Source organism: Serratia sp. PAMC26656, from assembly GCF_016469055.2.
GTDB classification, from domain to species: domain Bacteria; phylum Pseudomonadota; class Gammaproteobacteria; order Enterobacterales; family Enterobacteriaceae; genus Serratia; species Serratia plymuthica.
In genome coordinates this window covers 1,736,982-1,755,280 of the sequence record NZ_CP150486.1, presented here as the reverse complement: position 1 = coordinate 1,755,280, position 18,299 = coordinate 1,736,982, and the positions used below count along the sequence as shown (strand labels likewise).

Sequence of the window (18,299 nt, the reverse complement as noted above, 5' to 3'; positions counted from 1 at the left end):
AACTGCGCAATCCACTCTCCAGACGGGTTCGTTTCGTTTAATGGCCTAGCCGTGCTGCATTACTTTTGTTCGGCGCTGCTCAGGGTGTCTTCGGCTTTCCACACGCGGTATTTCACTTCCACGTCTTTCGGCACGTAAACCACGATCGGCAGGCGGCTGTTGTAGCGCTGCATGGCGGCATCGCCCAGGTTAGCGGCGATGAACTTCTGCTGCTTGGCACCGTCCGGGCAAGCCATCATGGTGGAGGCCGGTGCAGACAGTTTATCCAGCACCAGGTAGTCGTAGCCCCAACCGGAAAGGGTTTTGCTCTCCAGCGTGCCGCCCATCATGTGGCGGTTACAGTCCACTTCCAGCGTTTTCCCGATCAGCAGCTCAACCTTGAAGTTTTCTTCCTGCTCCTGCTTCGGCAGATAAATTACCTGGCGGCTCATACCTTTTTCCGCTTTCGGATATGGCGCGATCTTTTCCAGCGGCTGTTTGCTGATATCGGCGTCAGAGGCCGGGGTGGCAGCAATAGCGCTGGCGGAAACGGCCATCAGCAGGCCGGAAAATACAACGGATGCCTTGTTCATGTTTTATCCCTACAATTTATAAGATGCTCCGGCCATAAACTAATACACTACCGCCAGCCTGGCTATAGGTTTAATCTTCTTTACAATAGCCAGTATTCAGGTACAAAAACCAATCACCAGCCATTGAACGGAATAAAACCTCAGTGGGTTGCGGTTTTGGCGATATAGGCCTTCACCACCTGATAAACATAGTCCTGGCATGCCAGCCCGGTTTGCGGGTCGTATTTGCCCTGATTGGTAATATTGTTGGACAGCACCCGGATGCCGATAAACGGAATAGCGAAAGAAGCGGCGATCTGCGCAGCAGAAGCCGTTTCCATCTCTTCAACCGAGGTGTGATAACTTGCCCGGAAATGGCTAATACGGTCCAGTTCGCTGTTCCACACGTCGGCGGAACCAATCACGCCCTCAACCACATTGCCCCGGGTGTAGCTTGCTTTAGCGCCTTCCGCTATCGCCAGCAGTTTGGCGTCTGCCGGGAACTGGCGAATGCTGTGGACATTTTTATCCTCACCCGCACTGCCCTTCGAAGCCAGCAGGTCCATGGGTTGCCATTGCCGTGAGTCGCTGCCTTCCCCTGCCGCCTTCTTCGGTGTTTTAAACGCGCCCAGGCTCACCGAATATTTGCCCAGCACGATATCGTAGACCTTGAGCGCCGGATCGTGGCCGCCTGCGGTTCCCTGGTTGATAATCGCCACCGGCTGGAATCGGGTGGCGGCAATCGCCGTGGCCGCCGCGGCATTGGACATGCCTTTCAGGGTTTCAGATACCACCACCGGATAGCCGTCCACGGTGCCATGCCAGAAACGCCAGCCGCCAATCTGTTCCTCACGCGGGTTATCCAGGCGTTGGGCGAAGCGTTCCGCCTCCACCGGCATTGCGCCTTGCACCACAATCGGCCCGGCGGTATGGCCTTGCTGCGCCAGTGCTAACGGGGGAAATGTCACGCCACAGGCGGCCAACAGCATAAAGCTCAGTTTTTTCGTCATCACCACAGCATCCCGATAAAAAGCAAAGGATTACCTTAGCCGAAAGGCGAAATCCCGCCTATCGCTTTCTCGCGGGTCTGCCGAAGGGTTAAGGTTTTCTTAAGACAGAATTATTACAGTGGCATAATTCCTCACTGCCACCGAGCCTGCGCGTGAACCCAAAACCTTCATTAAATCAATCCTCAACGACACCACAAATTCAGACTAACGCCCTTTACTCCCTACCGGCATCCTTTTACCTTTGGCAGGTTTTTGGGTTGATAGTCAGTGGGTTGTTGTTCCTTTGGCTGTCACGCAATGAACAGTTGGATTGGGCAATCAGCAATTACTGGTTCGACGCCGCCAGCGGCCATTTCCCCTGGCAGAACAATCACTGGCTGGATCTGATCAACCATCGTTTGCTGAAAATCAGCGTGATTAGCGGTGCGGTGCTGGCGCTGTTTTATGGGATTTACCGCCGCAACCCGCGCATGATCGTCACCATGCTGCTGATCGGTATCGGGCCGTTGGTGGTCGGGATCCTCAAAGCCACCAGCGCGCATTCGTGCCCGTGGGATCTGATCGAATACGGCGGTAAAGCGATGTCCTACCCACTGTTCGGCGTGGTGCCGGCCGAACCGGGGCCGGGCCGTTGCTTCCCCGGCGGCCATGCTTCCAGCGGTTTTGCGGTGATGGCGCTGTTTTTCCTGTTTTATCCGCAACGCCCGCGCCTGGCTTACTGGTGCTGGTTCGGCGGCATTATGCTCGGCATGCTGATGGGGTTTGGTCAGGTCATGCGCGGCGCACATTTTCTTACCCATAACCTGTGGGCAGGTTGGTGGGTTTGGCTCAGCCAACTGGCTGTTTATTGGATGGTGAGCGGGTATTTCCGCCGCAAGACAAGGTAAATATTATGGAGCAATTGAATTATCTTCTTTTCGCCTGGATCAACGCGACCCCGGCGTCCCCCGAGTGGTTAATCGATGTCGCGACCTTCCTGGCGCGCGATCTGATCGCCATCGTGCCTGTGCTGATCGTCGGGCTATGGCTGTGGGGGCCGCAGAGCCAACTGGTATCGCAACGTGAAGTGGTGGCCAAGACGACGATTGCTCTGCTATTCGCCATGCTTTCTGCCGCGACCATCGGCATGTTGCTGCCGCACGAGCGGCCGTTCGTCGCCGGTATCGGTTACACCTTCCTGGCCCATGCGCCGGACAGCTCATTCCCCAGCGATCACGGTACCGCCATCTTTACCTTTGCCCTGTCCTTCCTGTTCTGGCACCGGGTTTGGTCCGGCATTTTATTGCTGATCGTCGCGGCCGGCATCGCCTGGTCACGCGTGTACCTTGGCGTGCACTGGCCGCTGGATATGGTCGGCGGCTTCCTGCTCGGCCTTGTCGGCTGTTTATTCGCGCAACTGGTGTGGAACCTGTTTGGCGATGCCATCGCCGCTACACTGACGCGCCTGTACCATTTCCTGTTCGCCTTTGCGATCCGCAGGGGCTGGGTAAAAGAATAATCGCGCATAATGGCAGGGGCGGCACCGTCCCTGCCATTACACCACCCCGGTGGTGACACGAAACTCCCGCATCTTTCCTCCCCCCAACATCTTCACCGCAGCCCCGTCGGGCGTATATGGGCTGCAGGTAGCCGGCTGAACAAACCTGAACAAGCGTTGACTGCCTTGTTGCGTGATGGGCCGCAGGCCGTAATTGAACTGGGCGGTAGAAAAACGTGTTACGTACCGCCTGCCCTTTGACGCCAACATAAAGAACTCGGCCTGATCGACATACAGTGACAGATCGTCTGAGCACAGCATCTCTTGTTCGGCCACGTTCCCGTGCGGGGCCAACGCCGGAGCCGGCAGATTCTGACGGAAGACCGCATCCGGAATGCAACCATAGTTAAGGTGGCAAACGTAGTTCAGCGGCAGCGGCTCATCAGCAAGGTTGGTGATTTGCATCTCGATGGCAAATTGTGCGCTGTCCGCCGTTAAACGCAATGCCGGACGTACCCGGCAACGTGGGTGAGAAAGTTCTCCGCTACCGTAAAGCGCCAATGTATCGCCTTCCACCTGCAACCCTATCCGTTGCATGCCTGCCAACAAACTGTCTTGCTGCAGCCAGGGTGAATGAAAAGCAACGCCGCCAACCGGTTTACCCTTGCCCGCTCGGGCGCTGCGACGCCCCGATTTCAGCGAATAACCGTCAAACTCGGCATCCCAAATCGTCAGGCCGCGGTAAGGCAATACCGTCAGAGTGCCACGGCGGTTCGCCAGCGTCAGCACCTGGCCGGCCTCTTCACAGGTAAAAGCCGTGACCACAAAATCCGCATTGCGGAAAACTTCATCCGGTTGCATCCCAAACTGCTCAGGTGCCAGATTTATCATCATGTTCCTCCTTTTCCCCTGGGTGTTTCGCTCGTAAACGCGCAGCTCGCACTCTAAATGTTACTTAAATAACATAACACCCTTCCTTATGTTATACACCTAACAGCCCAAAAAACGATGATCTCCACGTCATTTTTAAAATCTCGCTAGGTTTACCGCTCGCGCAATGTTATTATTCTAACATTATTCACATCTTGCTTTGTTTAAACCTCAATAAGGAATAGAGATGACTACCGAAAACATTGATTACGCCCGTTATGTCGATCACACCCTGCTGGCCATGGACGCGACCGAAGCGCAAATCGCCAAACTCTGTGAAGAAGCGCAGCAGCACAATTTTTACGCCGTGTGCGTAAACTCCGGTTACGTACCGCTGGCGGCACACCTGCTGCAAGAAAGCGAAGTAAAAATTTGTTCCGTGATCGGTTTCCCTCTGGGTGCCGGCCTGACCGTAACGAAAGCCTTCGAAGCTAAAGCGGCGATTGCGGCCGGCGCGCAGGAAATTGACATGGTGATCAACGTAGGTTGGCTGAAAAGCGGCCTGCTGGATGAAGTCAAAGCCGACATCGCCGCAGTGCGCGAGGTTTGCGCGGCGATCCCGTTGAAGGTAATATTGGAAACCTGCCTGCTCAGCGATGCTCAGATCGTTCAGGTTTGTGAAATGTGTCGCGAACTCGATGTGGCCTTCGTCAAAACCTCAACCGGCTTCAGCACCGGCGGCGCTCGGGAAGAGCACGTTAAACTGATGCGAGCCACTGTGGGCAGTGAAATGGGTGTGAAAGCATCCGGCGCCGTGCGCGATCGCGCAACCGCCGAGAAGATGATCAAAGCAGGTGCCACTCGTATCGGCACCAGCTCTGGCGTAGCAATCGTTTCCGGTGATCAGGCTGCCGCCGGCAGTTACTGATAACCTGAGGCGCCCCAGTACCGGGCGCACGCCGTGATAATCTGATGCGGGGCAATACGTCCAGCCAATAGGCTGAGTGCGTATTGCCCCGCATTTGTGTGTTCGGCCCTAGAGATTGGCTATTAACCCTGTGGGAAGACAGACTAATGGAAACGCGGCGCGAAGAACGTATAAACCGGTTAGTGCAGGCGTTAAAGCGCTCTGACAAAATCCACTTAAAAGAAGCCGCCGTGTTGTTAGGCGTTTCAGAAATGACCATTCGCCGCGATCTCAGCGCGGAGCCGGCCGCCGTGGTGTTGCTCGGCGGCTATGTGGTGGCCGATCCACGCAGTAACGGCGTGACTCACTATTTTGTTTCCGATCAAAAAGCCAAGCAAGTCACGGAGAAGCGGCGTATCGGCCTGCTCGCCGCTGCGCTGATCGGCGAAAACGACACGGTATTTTTCGATTGCGGCACCACCACCCCGGCGATTATCGACGCTATTTCCGATGAATTGCCCTTCACGGCGGTGTGCCACTCGCTGAATACCTTCCTGGCATTGCAGGACAAACCGAACTGCAAAGTGATCCTGTGCGGTGGCGAATTCAAACCGAACAACTATATTTTCACCGCCGTCGGCAGGCACAACGAACTGGATCATATCTGCCCGAATGTCGCCTTTATCTCCGCAGCCGGCCTAAGCCTTCAACATGGCGCCACCTGTTTTAACTTCGACGAACTGGAGATGAAGCACCGAGCGATGGCGATGGCGCAGCAAAAGATCCTGGTCGCTGACCACAGCAAGTTCGGTAAAACCAAGCCTGCGTGCATCGGCCCGCTGACCCAGTTCGATCGGGTGATTACCGATCGTCAGCCCGACCCGCTATTTGTCGATTTTTTCAACGAAAACGCCATCGCCATTCGTTTTTAAACCGCCTCATACCGTCGGCCCCGACCGACGGTGCTCTTCATTGGCCGGTTCAGCGCCTCCGCAAACAGGACAAATAATGCGCAGTTGATGCATTTATTTTTTTAACCGCACTCTAGATCAGGTTAATAAATCGCAACAACCTATCCGGCATATTCCCCCACTTCAGCAAAATCCGACGAAATATCGACGAATCATCCGGCTTGACGCGCTTTTATATGATAAATAGCGGCAACGTCGATGCGATAAATATCAACAAACATGCAACCATAACGCTCTAAATATGCCCAAATTAATTTATTTATATGATGAATGGTTAAGCATTTTTATTCGCTATCCGGTTAACTAGTTTACCTGCGTTACTAGCGGGGTATTTTCAATAAAATTGATAAAAATCATAAATTTAATTAGGATTTTACTTAAAAATACAATGTGATCTGCGTCACTAAAACTGCTTAATGCGGGTTTTTAGCTAGATCCAAACCTGCGCTTAAAATATATTGCTCGGCTTGCTGGCAACAATAGCGTTTTATCTGGTTAAATATTGTTCGAACCGAATAAACGTTGAAATACACTTGAGAGCGTTCTCAGCGCGAAATCTTACACAACTGCGCAACACATGCGTGAAAACCCAATAAAAAAGCAGTTACACGCACACATTACGCATTTGAGAGCATGATCACGGTTGTTTCAACTGTAAATCGTTATCTTGCCGCCAACAAAATCGGCAGGCACGGACCTTCCGGCAGCAGTACCGACGTAATGCCCCGATTCGGCGGAACGTCATTTGGTTAGTTATCCGACGCCTGCGCAAAAAGATAATTAGCATAATAAACAACCAGGGGGACGCCAGTTATCCCCGCAAGCAACACCCGATTCTTACCGATGCCGTATCTGAATTACGCCATTCGGTTTTAACCTTAAGTTTTGCCTTTAATTTTAAATTATCGTGTTCACTTCGGAGATATTTATGGACACTACACAGACCGGCACTATTGCCTCTGCGGCTTCTGGCTCCACCAGTACCTGGCGTAAAACGGACACCATGTGGATGTTGGGCCTGTATGGCACCGCCATCGGCGCGGGCGTTTTGTTCCTGCCAATTAACGCCGGTATCGGCGGTTTGATTCCTTTGATCATCATGGCCATCATTGCTTTCCCGATGACCTTCTTCGCCCACCGTGGCCTGTGCCGTTTCGTACTCTCCGGCAAAAATGCCGGTGAAGACATCACCGAAGTCGTTGAAGAACACTTCGGCATCAGCGCCGGTAAGCTGATCACCCTGCTCTACTTCTTCGCTATCTACCCAATCTTGCTGGTTTACAGCGTGGCGATCACCAATACCGTCGACAGCTTCATTACCCACCAGTTGGGCATGACCTCGCCACCGCGCGCCATTCTGTCGCTGATTCTGATCGTCGGCTTGATGACCATCGTGCGTTTCGGTGAGCAAGCGATCGTGAAAACCATGAGCATCCTGGTGTTCCCGTTTGTCGCCGTGCTGATGCTGCTGGCCGTGTATTTGATCCCGAACTGGACTGGTGCCATTTTCGAGAACGTCTCTCTTTCCGGTGCAGGCACCGGTATGGGCCACGGTCTGGTGATTACCCTGTGGCTGGCGATCCCGGTCATGGTGTTCTCCTTTAACCATTCGCCGATCATCTCCGCCTTTGCCGTAGCCAAGCGTGAAGAGTATGGCCAGGAAGTTGCCGAGAAAAAATGTTCTCGCATTCTGGGTTACGCCCACATCATGATGGTGCTGACCGTCATGTTCTTCGTGTTCAGCTGCGTACTGAGCCTGTCTCCAGAGAACCTGGCGGAAGCCAAGGCGCAGAACATCTCGATTCTGTCTTACCTGGCCAACCACTTTAACAACCCGATGATCGCCTACATCGCGCCGGTTATCGCCTTTATCGCCATCACCAAGTCGTTCCTCGGTCACTACCTGGGCGCACGTGAAGGTTTTAACGGCCTGATTGCCAAATCGATGAAGAGCCGTGGCAAAACCATCAGCACCAACAAGCTGAACCGCATCACTGCCATCTTCATGCTGATCACCACCTGGATTGTCGCGACCCTGAACCCAAGCATCCTGGGTATGATCGAAAACATGGGTGGCCCAATCATCGCCATGCTGCTGTTCCTGATGCCGATGTACGCTATCCGCAAAGTGCCTGCAATGCGCAAATACAGCGGCCACATCAGCAACGTATTCGTCGTCGCGATGGGCCTGATTGCCATCTCCGCTATCTTGTACAGCCTCTAATCAAGCTCCGCCGGCGCCCCGTGCGCCGGCTTCTCTGCACTGCCCCCCTTCATTAAAAGCGCCTATACGCTATAGCTTTCAAGTTACAGCCAGGCGGCAAACGCAGGAGTCCCCAAGAGCTTACTTAGGTAAGTGAGTGGGGTGAGTGCGTGCAGGCAACAACGCTGTGGCTTGAAAGATTAAGGGGATAACACCTGAAGAAGGAGGCTAGACCATGGTCAGCGTTTTCGATATTTTCAAAATTGGTATTGGTCCATCCAGCTCCCACACCGTCGGCCCGATGAAAGCCGGCAAGCTGTTCACCGAGGATTTGATCGCCCATCAGCAGTTGATGGATACCACCCGCGTGGTAGTGGATGTGTACGGTTCGCTGTCGCTGACCGGCAAGGGTCACCACACCGACATCGCGATTATCATGGGGCTGGCGGGCAGCCTGCCGCATGACGTGGACATTGACGGCATCGCCGGTTTTATCCGCGACGTAGAACAACGTGGTCGCCTGCTGCTGGCTAACGGCCGCCATGAGGTGGATTTCCCGTTGCAAGGCGGCATGAACTTCCACAGCGATAACCTGCCGCTGCACGAAAATGGCATGCGGATTCGCGCCTTTGCCGGTGAACAACTGCTGCACAGTAAAACCTATTACTCGACCGGCGGCGGCTTTATCGTCGATGAAGAACATTTCGGCCAACCCGCGACAAATCAGGTTCAGGTGCCCTACCCGTTCCGATCGGCACGTGACCTGCAGCAGCACTGCAAGGACGCCGGCCTGTCGTTGTCCGGTATGGTGATGCAAAACGAACTGGCGCTGCACAGCAAGGCCGAGATCGACGCCCACTTCGCCGACGTCTGGCAGGTGATGCGCGCCGGCATCGAACGCGGCATGAACAGCGAAGGCCTGTTGCCCGGCCCGATGAAAGTCCAGCGCCGCGCCGCCGCCCTGCGCCGCATGCTGGTCACCGGCGACAAAAACAATATCGACCCGATGAACGTGGTTGACTGGATCAACATGTTCGCCTTCGCCGTGAACGAAGAGAACGCCGCCGGCGGCCGCGTGGTGACTGCGCCGACCAACGGTGCCTGCGGCATCATCCCGGCGGTGCTGGCCTATTACGACCAGTTTATTCGCCCGGTGAATCCGAATTCCTATACCCGTTATTTCCTGGCCTCGGGCGTGATTGGCGCGCTGTACAAGATGAATGCGTCGATTTCCGGCGCAGAAGTGGGTTGCCAGGGGGAAGTGGGCGTCGCCTGCTCAATGGCGGCTGCGGGATTGGCGGAGCTGATGGGCGGTAGCCCGGCGCAGGTTTGCATCGCGGCGGAGATCGCCATGGAGCACCATCTGGGGTTGACCTGCGATCCGCTGGCCGGCCAGGTTCAGGTGCCTTGTATCGAACGTAACGCGATTTCTGCGGTAAAGGCGGTCAATGCCGCACGCATGGCGCTGCGTCGCACCAGCGAGCCGCGCGTGTGCCTGGATAAGGTGATTGAAACCATGTATGAGACGGGCAAAGACATGAACGCCAAATACCGCGAAACGTCGCAAGGCGGCCTGGCAATCAAGGTCGTGGCCTGTAACTGATAAAAGCGAGGGCGCAATGTTTTCCATTGCACCCTCTTTCATTATTATTGCCGTTAACCGAAGACGCTACCGAACCACTGGGTCAGCTTCATCATCACCATGTCCCAAATGCGGCTGAAGAAGTTGCCTTCTTTCACTTCCTGCATCACCACCAGCGGGTATTGCTCAATGGTTTTACCGTCAAGCTGGAAGTCAATGGTGCCCACCACCTGGTTTTTCGCCAGCGGCGCTTCCAGCGTGGGCTGATTCAGTTTGTAACTGGCTTTCAGATTTTTCATCTGCCCTTTCGGGATAGTGACCGCCGCATCTTTGGCGACGCCCAGCGGCACGTCGTTGATTTCACCGAACCACACGCGCTGGGTGACAAACGGCTTGTCGATCTTGATCGGCGTGGCCGTTTCGTAGAAGCGGAAACCCCAGGTCAGCAGTTTTTCACTTTCGCTGAAACGAATACGGTCACTCGGCGCGCCCAGCACCACCGAGATCAGGCGCATCGGGCCGTCGGTAGCGGATGCGACCAGGTTATGGCCGGCACCGCCGGTGTAGCCGGTTTTGATGCCATCGACATTCAAATTGGAGCTCCACAGCAGGCGGTTGCGGTTAACCTGACGGATCTTGTTGAAGGTGAAATCTTTTTCCTTATGCAGCGCATACTCATCCGGCACGTCACGGATCAGCGCCTGGCTCAGCAGCGCCATATCACGTGCGGTGCTGTACTGCCCTTCCGCATCCAGGCCATGCACCGTCAGGAAATGGGTATTCTGCAAGCCCAGTGATTTGGCGTAGTTGTTCATCAGGCCGACGAACGAATCCTGGCTGCCTGCGACATAATCGGCCAGCGCGATGCTGGCATCATTGCCCGACTGAATGACGATGCCCTTGTTCAGTTCCATTACCGGCACCTGATCGCCCGGTTTGATAAACATCAGCGAAGAGCCACGCAGCGCCGGATTGCCGGTTGCCCAGGCGTCCTTACCGACGGTAACCATATCCTCCGGCTTGATCTTGCCGGCCTTGATCGCCTGGCCAATCACATAGCTGGACATGATCTTGGTCAGGCTGGCGGGATCGAGCCGGGTATCGGCATTGCCCTCCGTCAGGATTTTGCCGCTGTTGTAATCCATCAGCACAAACGCCTTGGCGTCAACCTGCGGGGCCGCCGGCGCTTCGGCTGCCTGGAGCGCAGGTGTAGCCAGCAACAAAATGCTGACGCTAAAGGTCAATTTCTTCAGGGAGGTGGATAAGTTTTTTTTCATCATGACGTCGCCAGAGTGTCCATTCAAATCATTGAAATAGCGTTAACTTTCAAACATGTTCACGTTTTCAGCCAACCAGCGAGAGTGGCTCGGCGCGCGTTTGCCAACCGCAGACTCCCTGCGGCCCCCCAACGGGGTGAGCGGCGCACCAAAAATGCCCTTGCTGTGAGTTTATTAGATTTATCTTATTTTTGCAGGGTTTAGCATGAATTTTCATCATTTTTACATAACTGTACGCTCTGTCGCGCAATTTGGATGAAAAGCCAGCCATCGGATGTTTTTTTATACCACTAACGGCTATACGGCTGCACATCTGAACCGCCGCACATCTGCGCTTCCATACGTCTAAATCAGACTAATATATTCCAAAAATGCATATTGAACGGTTATTTGTTCTTTTTAATGCGCTTATTTACAGCGCTATCATCCAGATAACGGTTTTTAAACCGAATTATCCTGGAGATTACCCATGGCAATACCGCACTCCGTCATCGACATGATCGGCAATACCCCGATACTGGAACTGACCCAGTTCGATACCGGCCCCTGCCGGCTGTTCGTCAAACTGGAAAACCAAAACCCCGGTGGCTCGATCAAGGATCGCGTAGCGCTGTCGATGATCGAGCAGGCCGAACGTGACGGCAGCCTGCAACCCGGCGGCACCATCATTGAAGCCACCGCCGGCAATACCGGCCTGGGGCTGGCGCTGGTGGCAGCCCTGAAGGGCTATAAACTGCTGCTGGTGGTGCCGGACAAGATGAGCCGCGAGAAGATTTTCCATCTGCGTGCGCTGGGGGTTGAGGTGGTGCTGACGCGTTCGGACGTGGGCAAAGGCCACCCGGCTTACTATCAGGATTACGCCAAACGGCTGGCGGATGAGATCCCCGGTGCGTTCTATATCGATCAGTTCAACAATCCGGCCAACCCAGCGGCCCATACCCGCACCACTGCGCCTGAGCTGTGGCAGCAGATGGAGAATCAGGTGGACGCCATCGTGGTCGGCGTCGGTTCCGGCGGTACGCTGGGCGGCCTGAGCCGGTATTTTGCCGACGTGTCGCCGCAAACCGAGTTTGTGTTGGCCGACCCTGCAGGCTCGATCCTGGCGGACTATCTCGATAACGGCCAGATCGGCGAAGCCGGCAGTTGGCTGGTGGAAGGCATCGGCGAAGATTTCATTCCGCCACTGAGTGACTTCAATCAGGTGCGTAACGCTTACCGCATCGGTGATGCCGAAGCCTTCACCACCGCACGCGATCTGCTGCGCAAAGAAGGCGTGCTGGCCGGTTCATCCACCGGCACCCTTTTAGCCGCCGCGCTGCGCTATTGCCGGGCACAGACCGAACCAAAACGCGTGGTCACCTTCGTTTGCGACAGCGGCAACAAATACCTGTCCAAAATGTATAACGATCACTGGATGCTGGAACAGGGCCTGTTGAGCAAACCGCAGCACGACGATCTGCGCGATCTGATCGCCTACCGTCACGACGAGGGCGCTGCGGTGTCGGTCGTGCCGGAAGATACTCTGGCGATCGTCCATGCCCGCATGCGGCTGTATGACATTTCGCAACTGCCGGTATTGGAGGGCGATCGCGTGGTCGGTCTGATCGATGAGTGGGATCTGCTCAATGCGGTTCAGGCAGACGCCAGCCACTTTAGTCTGCCGGCCACCCGCGCCATGACCCAGTCGGTCAACACCTTGCAAAAAGAGGCCAGCTATCAGGATTTGCTCGCCACCTTCAATCACGGCCACGTTGCGGTGGTGCTCGACGGCGAGCGCTTCCTCGGCCTGATTACCCGGACAGACGTGCTTAACGCCTGGCGCCAAAAATTACGTTAATAAGGATTATTGTATGGCCAAGTTCGATACGTTGACCGTTCATGCCGGATACACCCCGGACGCCACCGGCGCAGTGATGCCGGCTATCTACGCCACCTCGACCTACGCCCAACCGGCGCCGGGCGAGCACACCGGCTACGAATATTCACGCAGCGCCAACCCGACGCGCACCGCGCTGGAAAGCGCCATCGCCGAGCTGGAAGGCGGCAGCCGCGGCTACGCCTTTGCCTCCGGCCTGGCGGCCTGCTCAACGGTGCTGGAGCTGCTCGATCAGGGCAGCCATCTGGTGGCGGTCGACGACCTGTACGGCGGCACCTACCGCCTGCTAGAAAAAGTGCGCAGCCGCACCGCCGGTTTACGCGTCACTTATGTTTCCCCGGCGGACATCACCGCGCTGGAACAGGCGATAGAGCCGGAGACCAAAATGATCTGGGTAGAAACGCCCACCAACCCGCTGTTGAAGCTGGCCGATCTGAGCGCGATTGCCGCTATCGCCAAAAAACACGGGTTGATCAGCGTGGCGGACAACACTTTCGCCTCGCCGTATATTCAGCGCCCGCTGGAGCTGGGATTCGATGTGGTGGTGCATTCCGCCACCAAATACCTTAATGGACATTCCGACGTGGTGGCCGGGGTTGCCGCCGTGGGCGATAACGCAGAGTTGGCGGAACAGCTGGGCTTCCTGCAGAACGCCGTGGGCGGCATCCTCGATCCCTTCAGCAGCTTCCTGACGCTACGCGGCATCCGTACGCTGGCGCTGCGCATGGAGCGCCACAGCAACAGTGCATTGCGTATCGCCCAGTGGCTGGAAACCCAGCCGCAGGTGCAGGATGTTTATTACCCAGGCCTGCCGAGCCACCCGCAGCACGCACTGGCGGCGAAGCAAATGAGCAGCTTCGGGGGCATGATTTCGGTCCGGCTGAAAGGTGATGATGCCTTTGCGCGCCGGGTCATCAAGCGTTCGCAACTGTTCACCCTGGCGGAAAGCCTGGGCGGCGTTGAAAGCCTGATCAGCCAGCCATTCAGCATGACCCATGCGTCGATCCCGCTGGAGCAGCGGCTGAAAACCGGCATCACGCCGCAGCTGCTGCGCCTGTCGGTGGGGATTGAGGATGTGGAAGATTTGATCGCCGATCTGCAACATGCACTGGCGGAATAATCCCCCGTCATGAACATGAGATAAAAAGGCCTGGCTTACCGCCAGGCCTTTTTGTTATCCGCAGTCAAACGCCGACGACATCCTGATAGTGGCGCTGCGCCACATCGGGGTGGGAGCGGATCCGCCCCTTCAGATAGTTAAAGCCCACGTCGCGGAACAGCGGATTATGCGGATCGCTGGCCGGGCCGCGCGCCTCTGCCGCCAGTTGCGCAGGCAGTTGATACAACGGCACCACGGCGTCTAACCGCGCCCCCAGGAAGAAAGCGATCGACAGCCTGTCGCTTCCCGCCGGCGGCGTCTCCACCCGATGCACCGTAGCGCGCAAATAACCATTGGTCGCCAGTTCCAGCAGCTCGCCGATGTTGACCACGAAGGTCTCCTCCCGCGGCTCGGCGTCGACCCAGTTCCCCTCGCTGACTTCGACCTGCAAACCTTTTTGCCGGTCTTGCAGCAGGAAGCTGAGGAAACCGGAATCCTTATGGGCACCCACCCCCTGCCCGCTGGCGGTCGCTTCGCGCCCCGGGTAACGGATCAGCTTGATGTGTTCATTCGGCTTCTCGCCGTAGAGCGGGTCAAACGCCTGCTCCGGCAACGAAAGCGCCAGCGCAAAAGCGCGCAGTAACCGCAACGACATGCCGGTCATCGCTTGCTGCCATTGCAACAGCAGCGGTTTCAGCTCGGGCAGCGCCTCTGGCCATTGATTCGGCCCCTGCAATCGTGCCCAACGCGGCGTTTCCTCGGCCAGTTGCAACGCCGGGCGTTCCGCGCCGATATCAAACTGCTCACGCCAGTCCGGCTGGCCGCGGGTCAACTCCGCTGCCGCACGGTTGTAGCCGCGAAAATGCGGCGAATGGACCATCTGCACAGCCAGCTTGTCCGTTTCCGGTAACGCGAAAAATTGCCTTGCCCGCTGCTGCAATTGCGCATTCAGCCGGGTATCAACGCCGTGTCCGCGCAGATAAAAGAAACCTACGTCACGCGCAGCCGCACGCAAGCCGTCGAGAAACGTCTGCCGCTGCTGCGCATCACCGTCAAGCTGCGAAAGATCCAACAGCGGCAGCGTCTTCAGCGTCAGTGGTGGTGTCATTGTCCTGTTCCTCGTCATCCCCAACAAAAACCGGGCCGGTATAAAGGCGAATTATCAACATTTTCAGCTCCTGAATGGCCTGTGCATGCCCCTATAGTTACCATCCGGCCTGATGGGCGAGCCAATATTGTTGCGTTCTAAGATATGCAAAGGTTCAACAAAATGACGTAAAACTGTCATCAATGTTTCTTATGCTCTGCGCAATTTCGTCGCCGCCGCTGGCTGGCGGCATAGGGTATCCGCTATTGTTGTATTCACCCCCCCGTTTCCCTCCCTGCCTGCCGGAGAAATACTGATGGATTTAGCCTTGTTCGACCTGGATGAGACCCTAATTGATGATGACAGCGCCAGCCTGTGGATCCGTTGGCTGGTGGCGGAAGGGTTCGCGCCGGCGGAACTGGAACAGCAGGAACAACAGCTGATGCAGCTCTATTATCAGGGTAAGCTGTCCATGGAGGACTACATGCAGGCCACCCTGACGCCGCTGACCGGCTTAAGCACCCAGACGGTGGCCGGTTGGGTACAGCGCTATATCCGACGCGATATCCTGCCGCGGGTTTATCCCGCTGCACGTGAGCGATTGCTGTGGCACCGCGAACGCGGCGACTGCATTCTGGTCATTTCCGCCACCGGCGAACATCTGGTCGCGCCGATAGCCGAACAGCTCGGCGCCGATGGTGCGCTGGCGATTGGCGTCTCCATTGAAGACGGACGCTTCACCGGTGACACCTACGGCACCATGACTTATCAAAAAGGCAAGGTGATCCGCCTGAAACAGTGGCTGGCGGAACACCCGGAGCTGAGTTTCGAACACAGCCACGGTTACAGCGACTCGCTGAACGACAAGGCGATGCTGGAATATGTCGACAGCGCTACGGTGATTAACCCAGACAGCGAGCTGCATGCGTTGGCGGTCGAACACGGCTGGGAAGTGTGCCGCTGGGAACGCTGAAAGCAGGCAAAAAATGCCATCCGGATGTGACAAAAACAAAATTATGGCGTAAGAATAATCACTTAGGTTTTTTAATCCGCTGAAGCTTAAAGAGGCGCGCTATGCTGACCATCTGGGGTCGTGAGAATTCAAACAATGTCAGGAAAGTGCTGTGGTGCGCCGCAGAGCTGGAGTTAAGCTACACCCATATCAATGCCGGCGGCGCATTCGGTAAGGTGAACGAAGAGCTCTATCGTTCGTTAAACCCGAATGGCCTGGTGCCGCTGCTGCAGGACGATGACTTCGTGCTGTGGGAATCGAATAGCATCGTGCGTTATCTGGCGGCGAAGTTTGGCAGCGAGCCGTTCTACCCGCAGGATCTGCAGGCGCGAGCCAGCGCAGAGAAGTGGATGGACTGGACAACCTCCACTATCGTCGCGTCCTTCTCCATCGTGTTCTGGGGACTGGTGCGCACTAAACCGGAACTGCGCGACATGGCGAAAATCGAAGCGGCGATCGCCACGCTGGAAAAACATTTCGATGTGGTGGAAGCCACTCTGGGCAGCCAGCCTTATCTGTCCGGCAAAGCCTTCGGTTTCGGCGACATTACGCTCGGCAGCTTTGCTTACGCCTGGTTCTCCATGCCGATTGAGCACCGTCCGCGCCCGAACATGGAGCGTTGGTACCAGCGGTTGACCGAACGCCCAGCCTACCAACGCGCCGTGATGAGCGAATTAACCTGAGTGTTGCGCGCCCCTTTGGGGCGCTATGATTTCTCCGTCAGCCCGACACGCAACAGCTTGCCGTTATCCGCATCGGTTAACAGATAAATATAGCCATCCGGCCCTGTCCGTACCTCGCGGATCCTTTCCCTCCTCTCCTCCAGCAACCTCTGTTCGGCGATCACCTTGTCGCCCTGCAACGTCAAACGAATCAATGCCTCCTGCGCAAGCGCGCCGATAAACAGCGAACCCTGCCACTCTGGGAAACGGCTGCCGTTGTAGAACGCCATGCCGCTGATGCCCGGCGATACTTGCCAATAATGCAACGGCTGTTCAGTGCCGGCCACTTTCTGCCCTTTCGCCTCCGGGATCGCCAGACCGGAGTAATTGATACCGTAGGTGGCGATAGGCCAGCCGTAGTTTTTGCCCGCCCGAGGAAGATTGATCTCATCGCCGCCGCGCGGGCCGTGCTCGTGCTCCCAAAGTGCCCCGCTCCACGGGTTCAGCGCCAGTCCTTGCGGGTTACGGTGACCATAAGACCAGATTTCCGGCCGCTTGCCGGCCTGGCCGACAAACGGATTATCCGGCGGCACCGCGCCATCGGCAGTTAAGCGCACCACCTTGCCCTGCAGCTTGTCCAAATCTTGTGCCGTCGGCCGTTGGTTATTTTCACCCAACGCGATAAACAGATAGCCCTGACGATCGAACGCCAACTTGCCGCCAAAATGGTTGCCGACCGACAGCTTCGGCTGCTGGCGGAAAATCACCTTGAAACCGTCCAGCCGCCGGTTGTCGGCGCTCAGCCGTCCATAGCCCACTGCAGTGCCCGCCTTGCCGTTATCGCCCGCTTCGACAAAGCTGAGATAGATCCTTCGGCTGTCGGAAAAATCTGGCGCCAACAGCACTTCCAACAGGCCGCCCTGCCCTTCGGCATACACCTGCGGCACACCGGTAATCGGCGCTGACAGCTCTTTGCCCTGCTGCCATAACCGCAAACGCCCCGGCCGTTCGGTAATTAACATCCCTTGTTCACCGGGCAAAAACGCCAGCGACCACGGGTGTTCCAGCTTGTCTTGCAATAGCGTTACCGCCGGTGCGGCCTGCAGCAGGCCACTGAATAACAGCAAACCGGCCATCATGGTCAATCGGTGCATGGCATCCTCCTGGACAAAAAACGACCCATTCAGTGTAGCCCAGCAGGTCGATTCCGACGTTTGTTTTAAATTTCAATATGTTGAATTTTAGCCAAACTGAGCTTAAGTTAACGGATTACTCAGGAGGAAATATGGATATCACCGTAACCGATACACTCAATGAAGACACCCTTGACGCCATCCGACAAGGTCTGAGGGCCCATAACAGCCCGTACATTGATGCCAGCCAGCGCAAACCGCTTGGCGTCTATACCCGGGATGCTTCCGGTCAGGTTGTCGCCGGGCTGACCGCAGAGACCTGGGGCAACTGGCTCAGTGTCGACTGGCTATGGGTGGCGGATTCGCAGCGTGGCACCGGGCTGGGCCGCAAAGTACTGCTGGCCGCCGAACAGGAAGCTATCGCCCGTGGCTGTCGTTACGTTCGTTTAGATACCTTCAGTTTCCAGGCGCGGCCGTTCTACGAGAAACTTGGCTACCAACTCCAGATGACGCTACAGAATTACCCGGTGGAGCATGAATGTTATTTGCTCACCAAAACCCTTATTGAATAACAGGTGGCCT

17 protein-coding genes are annotated in these 18,299 nt (G+C 56.2%); 11 read left to right on the top strand and 6 right to left on the bottom strand.

Going from position 1 to position 18,299, the window contains the following annotated elements:
- Positions 1-59 precede the first annotated feature (59 nt).
- Positions 60-572, bottom strand: coding sequence for a serine protease inhibitor ecotin (eco, locus tag JEM67_RS08920; RefSeq protein ID WP_013812243.1), 513 nt, complete (start codon positions 570-572; stop codon positions 60-62).
- A gap of 140 nt (positions 573-712) precedes the next feature.
- Complete coding sequence (locus JEM67_RS08915) at positions 713-1,561, bottom strand: 5'-methylthioadenosine/S-adenosylhomocysteine nucleosidase (RefSeq protein ID WP_199635182.1); 849 nt, start codon at positions 1,559-1,561, stop codon at positions 713-715.
- A gap of 152 nt (positions 1,562-1,713) precedes the next feature.
- Between JEM67_RS08915 and JEM67_RS08910 the strand changes: the two genes are divergently transcribed.
- Both JEM67_RS08910 and ybjG read left to right on the top strand, forming a co-directional pair.
- A complete protein-coding gene (locus JEM67_RS08910) occupies positions 1,714-2,448 on the top strand; it encodes a phosphatase PAP2 family protein (protein ID WP_013812241.1) in 735 nt (244 codons plus the stop codon).
- 5 nt (positions 2,449-2,453) lie between these two features.
- Positions 2,454-3,059, top strand: coding sequence for an undecaprenyl-diphosphate phosphatase (gene ybjG / locus JEM67_RS08905; protein ID WP_013812240.1), 606 nt, complete (start codon positions 2,454-2,456; stop codon positions 3,057-3,059).
- A gap of 36 nt (positions 3,060-3,095) precedes the next feature.
- Here ybjG and JEM67_RS08900 read toward each other — a convergent pair whose 3' ends face one another.
- The gene (locus JEM67_RS08900) at positions 3,096-3,929 is read right to left on the bottom strand and encodes a hypothetical protein (protein WP_199635557.1); all 834 of its coding nucleotides are present in this window, start codon (positions 3,927-3,929) and stop codon (positions 3,096-3,098) included.
- Positions 3,930-4,155: 226 nt separating this feature from the next.
- Here JEM67_RS08900 and deoC point away from each other — a divergent pair, with 226 nt between their 5' ends.
- The 4 genes from deoC to JEM67_RS08880 all read left to right on the top strand — a co-directional run bounded on the left by deoC (position 4,156) and on the right by JEM67_RS08880 (position 9,592).
- On the top strand, positions 4,156-4,836 hold the full coding sequence (deoC, locus tag JEM67_RS08895; RefSeq protein ID WP_004942500.1) for a deoxyribose-phosphate aldolase: 681 nt from the start codon (positions 4,156-4,158) through the stop codon (positions 4,834-4,836).
- Between the two features lie 146 nt (positions 4,837-4,982).
- Positions 4,983-5,747: a DNA-binding transcriptional repressor DeoR gene (gene deoR, locus JEM67_RS08890; RefSeq protein ID WP_013812238.1), complete on the top strand. Its 765-nt coding sequence runs from the start codon at positions 4,983-4,985 to the stop codon at positions 5,745-5,747.
- 967 nt (positions 5,748-6,714) lie between these two features.
- Positions 6,715-8,010, top strand: coding sequence for an HAAAP family serine/threonine permease (locus JEM67_RS08885; protein WP_013812237.1), 1,296 nt, complete (start codon positions 6,715-6,717; stop codon positions 8,008-8,010).
- 214 nt (positions 8,011-8,224) lie between these two features.
- Positions 8,225-9,592 (top strand): L-serine ammonia-lyase, encoded by a 1,368-nt coding sequence (locus JEM67_RS08880; RefSeq protein ID WP_199635183.1) that lies wholly within the window; start codon positions 8,225-8,227, stop codon positions 9,590-9,592.
- 53 nt (positions 9,593-9,645) lie between these two features.
- On the opposite strand, the gene JEM67_RS08875 is transcribed toward JEM67_RS08880, so the two are convergent.
- Positions 9,646-10,851, bottom strand: a complete 1,206-nt coding sequence (locus JEM67_RS08875; protein WP_199635184.1) for a serine hydrolase — start codon at positions 10,849-10,851, stop codon at positions 9,646-9,648.
- Positions 10,852-11,317: 466 nt separating this feature from the next.
- On the opposite strand from JEM67_RS08875, the gene JEM67_RS08870 reads away from it, so the two are divergent.
- The gene (locus JEM67_RS08870; protein ID WP_199635185.1) at positions 11,318-12,685 is read left to right on the top strand and encodes a pyridoxal-phosphate dependent enzyme; all 1,368 of its coding nucleotides are present in this window, start codon (positions 11,318-11,320) and stop codon (positions 12,683-12,685) included.
- 13 nt (positions 12,686-12,698) lie between these two features.
- Positions 12,699-13,844 (top strand): trans-sulfuration enzyme family protein, encoded by a 1,146-nt coding sequence (locus tag JEM67_RS08865; protein WP_199635186.1) that lies wholly within the window; start codon positions 12,699-12,701, stop codon positions 13,842-13,844.
- A 64-nt stretch (positions 13,845-13,908) separates the two neighbouring features.
- On the opposite strand, the gene JEM67_RS08860 is transcribed toward JEM67_RS08865, so the two are convergent.
- On the bottom strand, positions 13,909-14,931 hold the full coding sequence (locus JEM67_RS08860; protein WP_199635187.1) for an isopenicillin N synthase family dioxygenase: 1,023 nt from the start codon (positions 14,929-14,931) through the stop codon (positions 13,909-13,911).
- A gap of 295 nt (positions 14,932-15,226) precedes the next feature.
- Here JEM67_RS08860 and JEM67_RS08855 point away from each other — a divergent pair, with 295 nt between their 5' ends.
- A complete protein-coding gene (locus JEM67_RS08855) occupies positions 15,227-15,883 on the top strand; it encodes an HAD family hydrolase (protein ID WP_013812230.1) in 657 nt (218 codons plus the stop codon).
- Between the two features lie 101 nt (positions 15,884-15,984).
- Entirely contained in the window at positions 15,985-16,605 is a 621-nt protein-coding gene (locus tag JEM67_RS08850) for a glutathione S-transferase family protein (RefSeq protein WP_199635188.1), read from the top strand.
- A 23-nt stretch (positions 16,606-16,628) separates the two neighbouring features.
- Here the strand turns inward: JEM67_RS08850 and JEM67_RS08845 are convergent, their stop codons facing one another.
- Positions 16,629-17,738, bottom strand: a complete 1,110-nt coding sequence (locus tag JEM67_RS08845; protein WP_199635189.1) for a PQQ-dependent sugar dehydrogenase — start codon at positions 17,736-17,738, stop codon at positions 16,629-16,631.
- Between the two features lie 131 nt (positions 17,739-17,869).
- On the opposite strand from JEM67_RS08845, the gene JEM67_RS08840 reads away from it, so the two are divergent.
- Complete coding sequence (locus JEM67_RS08840; RefSeq protein ID WP_013812227.1) at positions 17,870-18,289, top strand: GNAT family N-acetyltransferase; 420 nt, start codon at positions 17,870-17,872, stop codon at positions 18,287-18,289.
- Positions 18,290-18,299: the final 10 nt, after the last annotated feature.

Bases quoted from the DNA above. Each gene is read 5' to 3' on its own strand.
- eco (WP_013812243.1), bottom strand. From the start codon at position 572: ATGAACAAGGCATCCGTTGTATTTTCCGGCCTGCTGATGGCCGTTTCC.
- JEM67_RS08915 (WP_199635182.1), bottom strand. From the start codon at position 1,561: ATGACGAAAAAACTGAGCTTTATGCTGTTGGCCGCCTGTGGCGTGACA.
- ybjG (WP_013812240.1), top strand. From the start codon at position 2,454: ATGGAGCAATTGAATTATCTTCTTTTCGCCTGGATCAACGCGACCCCG.
- JEM67_RS08900 (WP_199635557.1), bottom strand. From the start codon at position 3,929: ATGATAAATCTGGCACCTGAGCAGTTTGGGATGCAACCGGATGAAGTT.
- deoC (WP_004942500.1), top strand. From the start codon at position 4,156: ATGACTACCGAAAACATTGATTACGCCCGTTATGTCGATCACACCCTG.
- deoR (WP_013812238.1), top strand. From the start codon at position 4,983: ATGGAAACGCGGCGCGAAGAACGTATAAACCGGTTAGTGCAGGCGTTA.
- JEM67_RS08885 (WP_013812237.1), top strand. From the start codon at position 6,715: ATGGACACTACACAGACCGGCACTATTGCCTCTGCGGCTTCTGGCTCC.
- JEM67_RS08880 (WP_199635183.1), top strand. From the start codon at position 8,225: ATGGTCAGCGTTTTCGATATTTTCAAAATTGGTATTGGTCCATCCAGC.
- JEM67_RS08875 (WP_199635184.1), bottom strand. From the start codon at position 10,851: ATGATGAAAAAAAACTTATCCACCTCCCTGAAGAAATTGACCTTTAGC.
- JEM67_RS08870 (WP_199635185.1), top strand. From the start codon at position 11,318: ATGGCAATACCGCACTCCGTCATCGACATGATCGGCAATACCCCGATA.
- JEM67_RS08865 (WP_199635186.1), top strand. From the start codon at position 12,699: ATGGCCAAGTTCGATACGTTGACCGTTCATGCCGGATACACCCCGGAC.
- JEM67_RS08860 (WP_199635187.1), bottom strand. From the start codon at position 14,931: ATGACACCACCACTGACGCTGAAGACGCTGCCGCTGTTGGATCTTTCG.
- JEM67_RS08855 (WP_013812230.1), top strand. From the start codon at position 15,227: ATGGATTTAGCCTTGTTCGACCTGGATGAGACCCTAATTGATGATGAC.
- JEM67_RS08850 (WP_199635188.1), top strand. From the start codon at position 15,985: ATGCTGACCATCTGGGGTCGTGAGAATTCAAACAATGTCAGGAAAGTG.
- JEM67_RS08845 (WP_199635189.1), bottom strand. From the start codon at position 17,738: ATGCACCGATTGACCATGATGGCCGGTTTGCTGTTATTCAGTGGCCTG.
- JEM67_RS08840 (WP_013812227.1), top strand. From the start codon at position 17,870: ATGGATATCACCGTAACCGATACACTCAATGAAGACACCCTTGACGCC.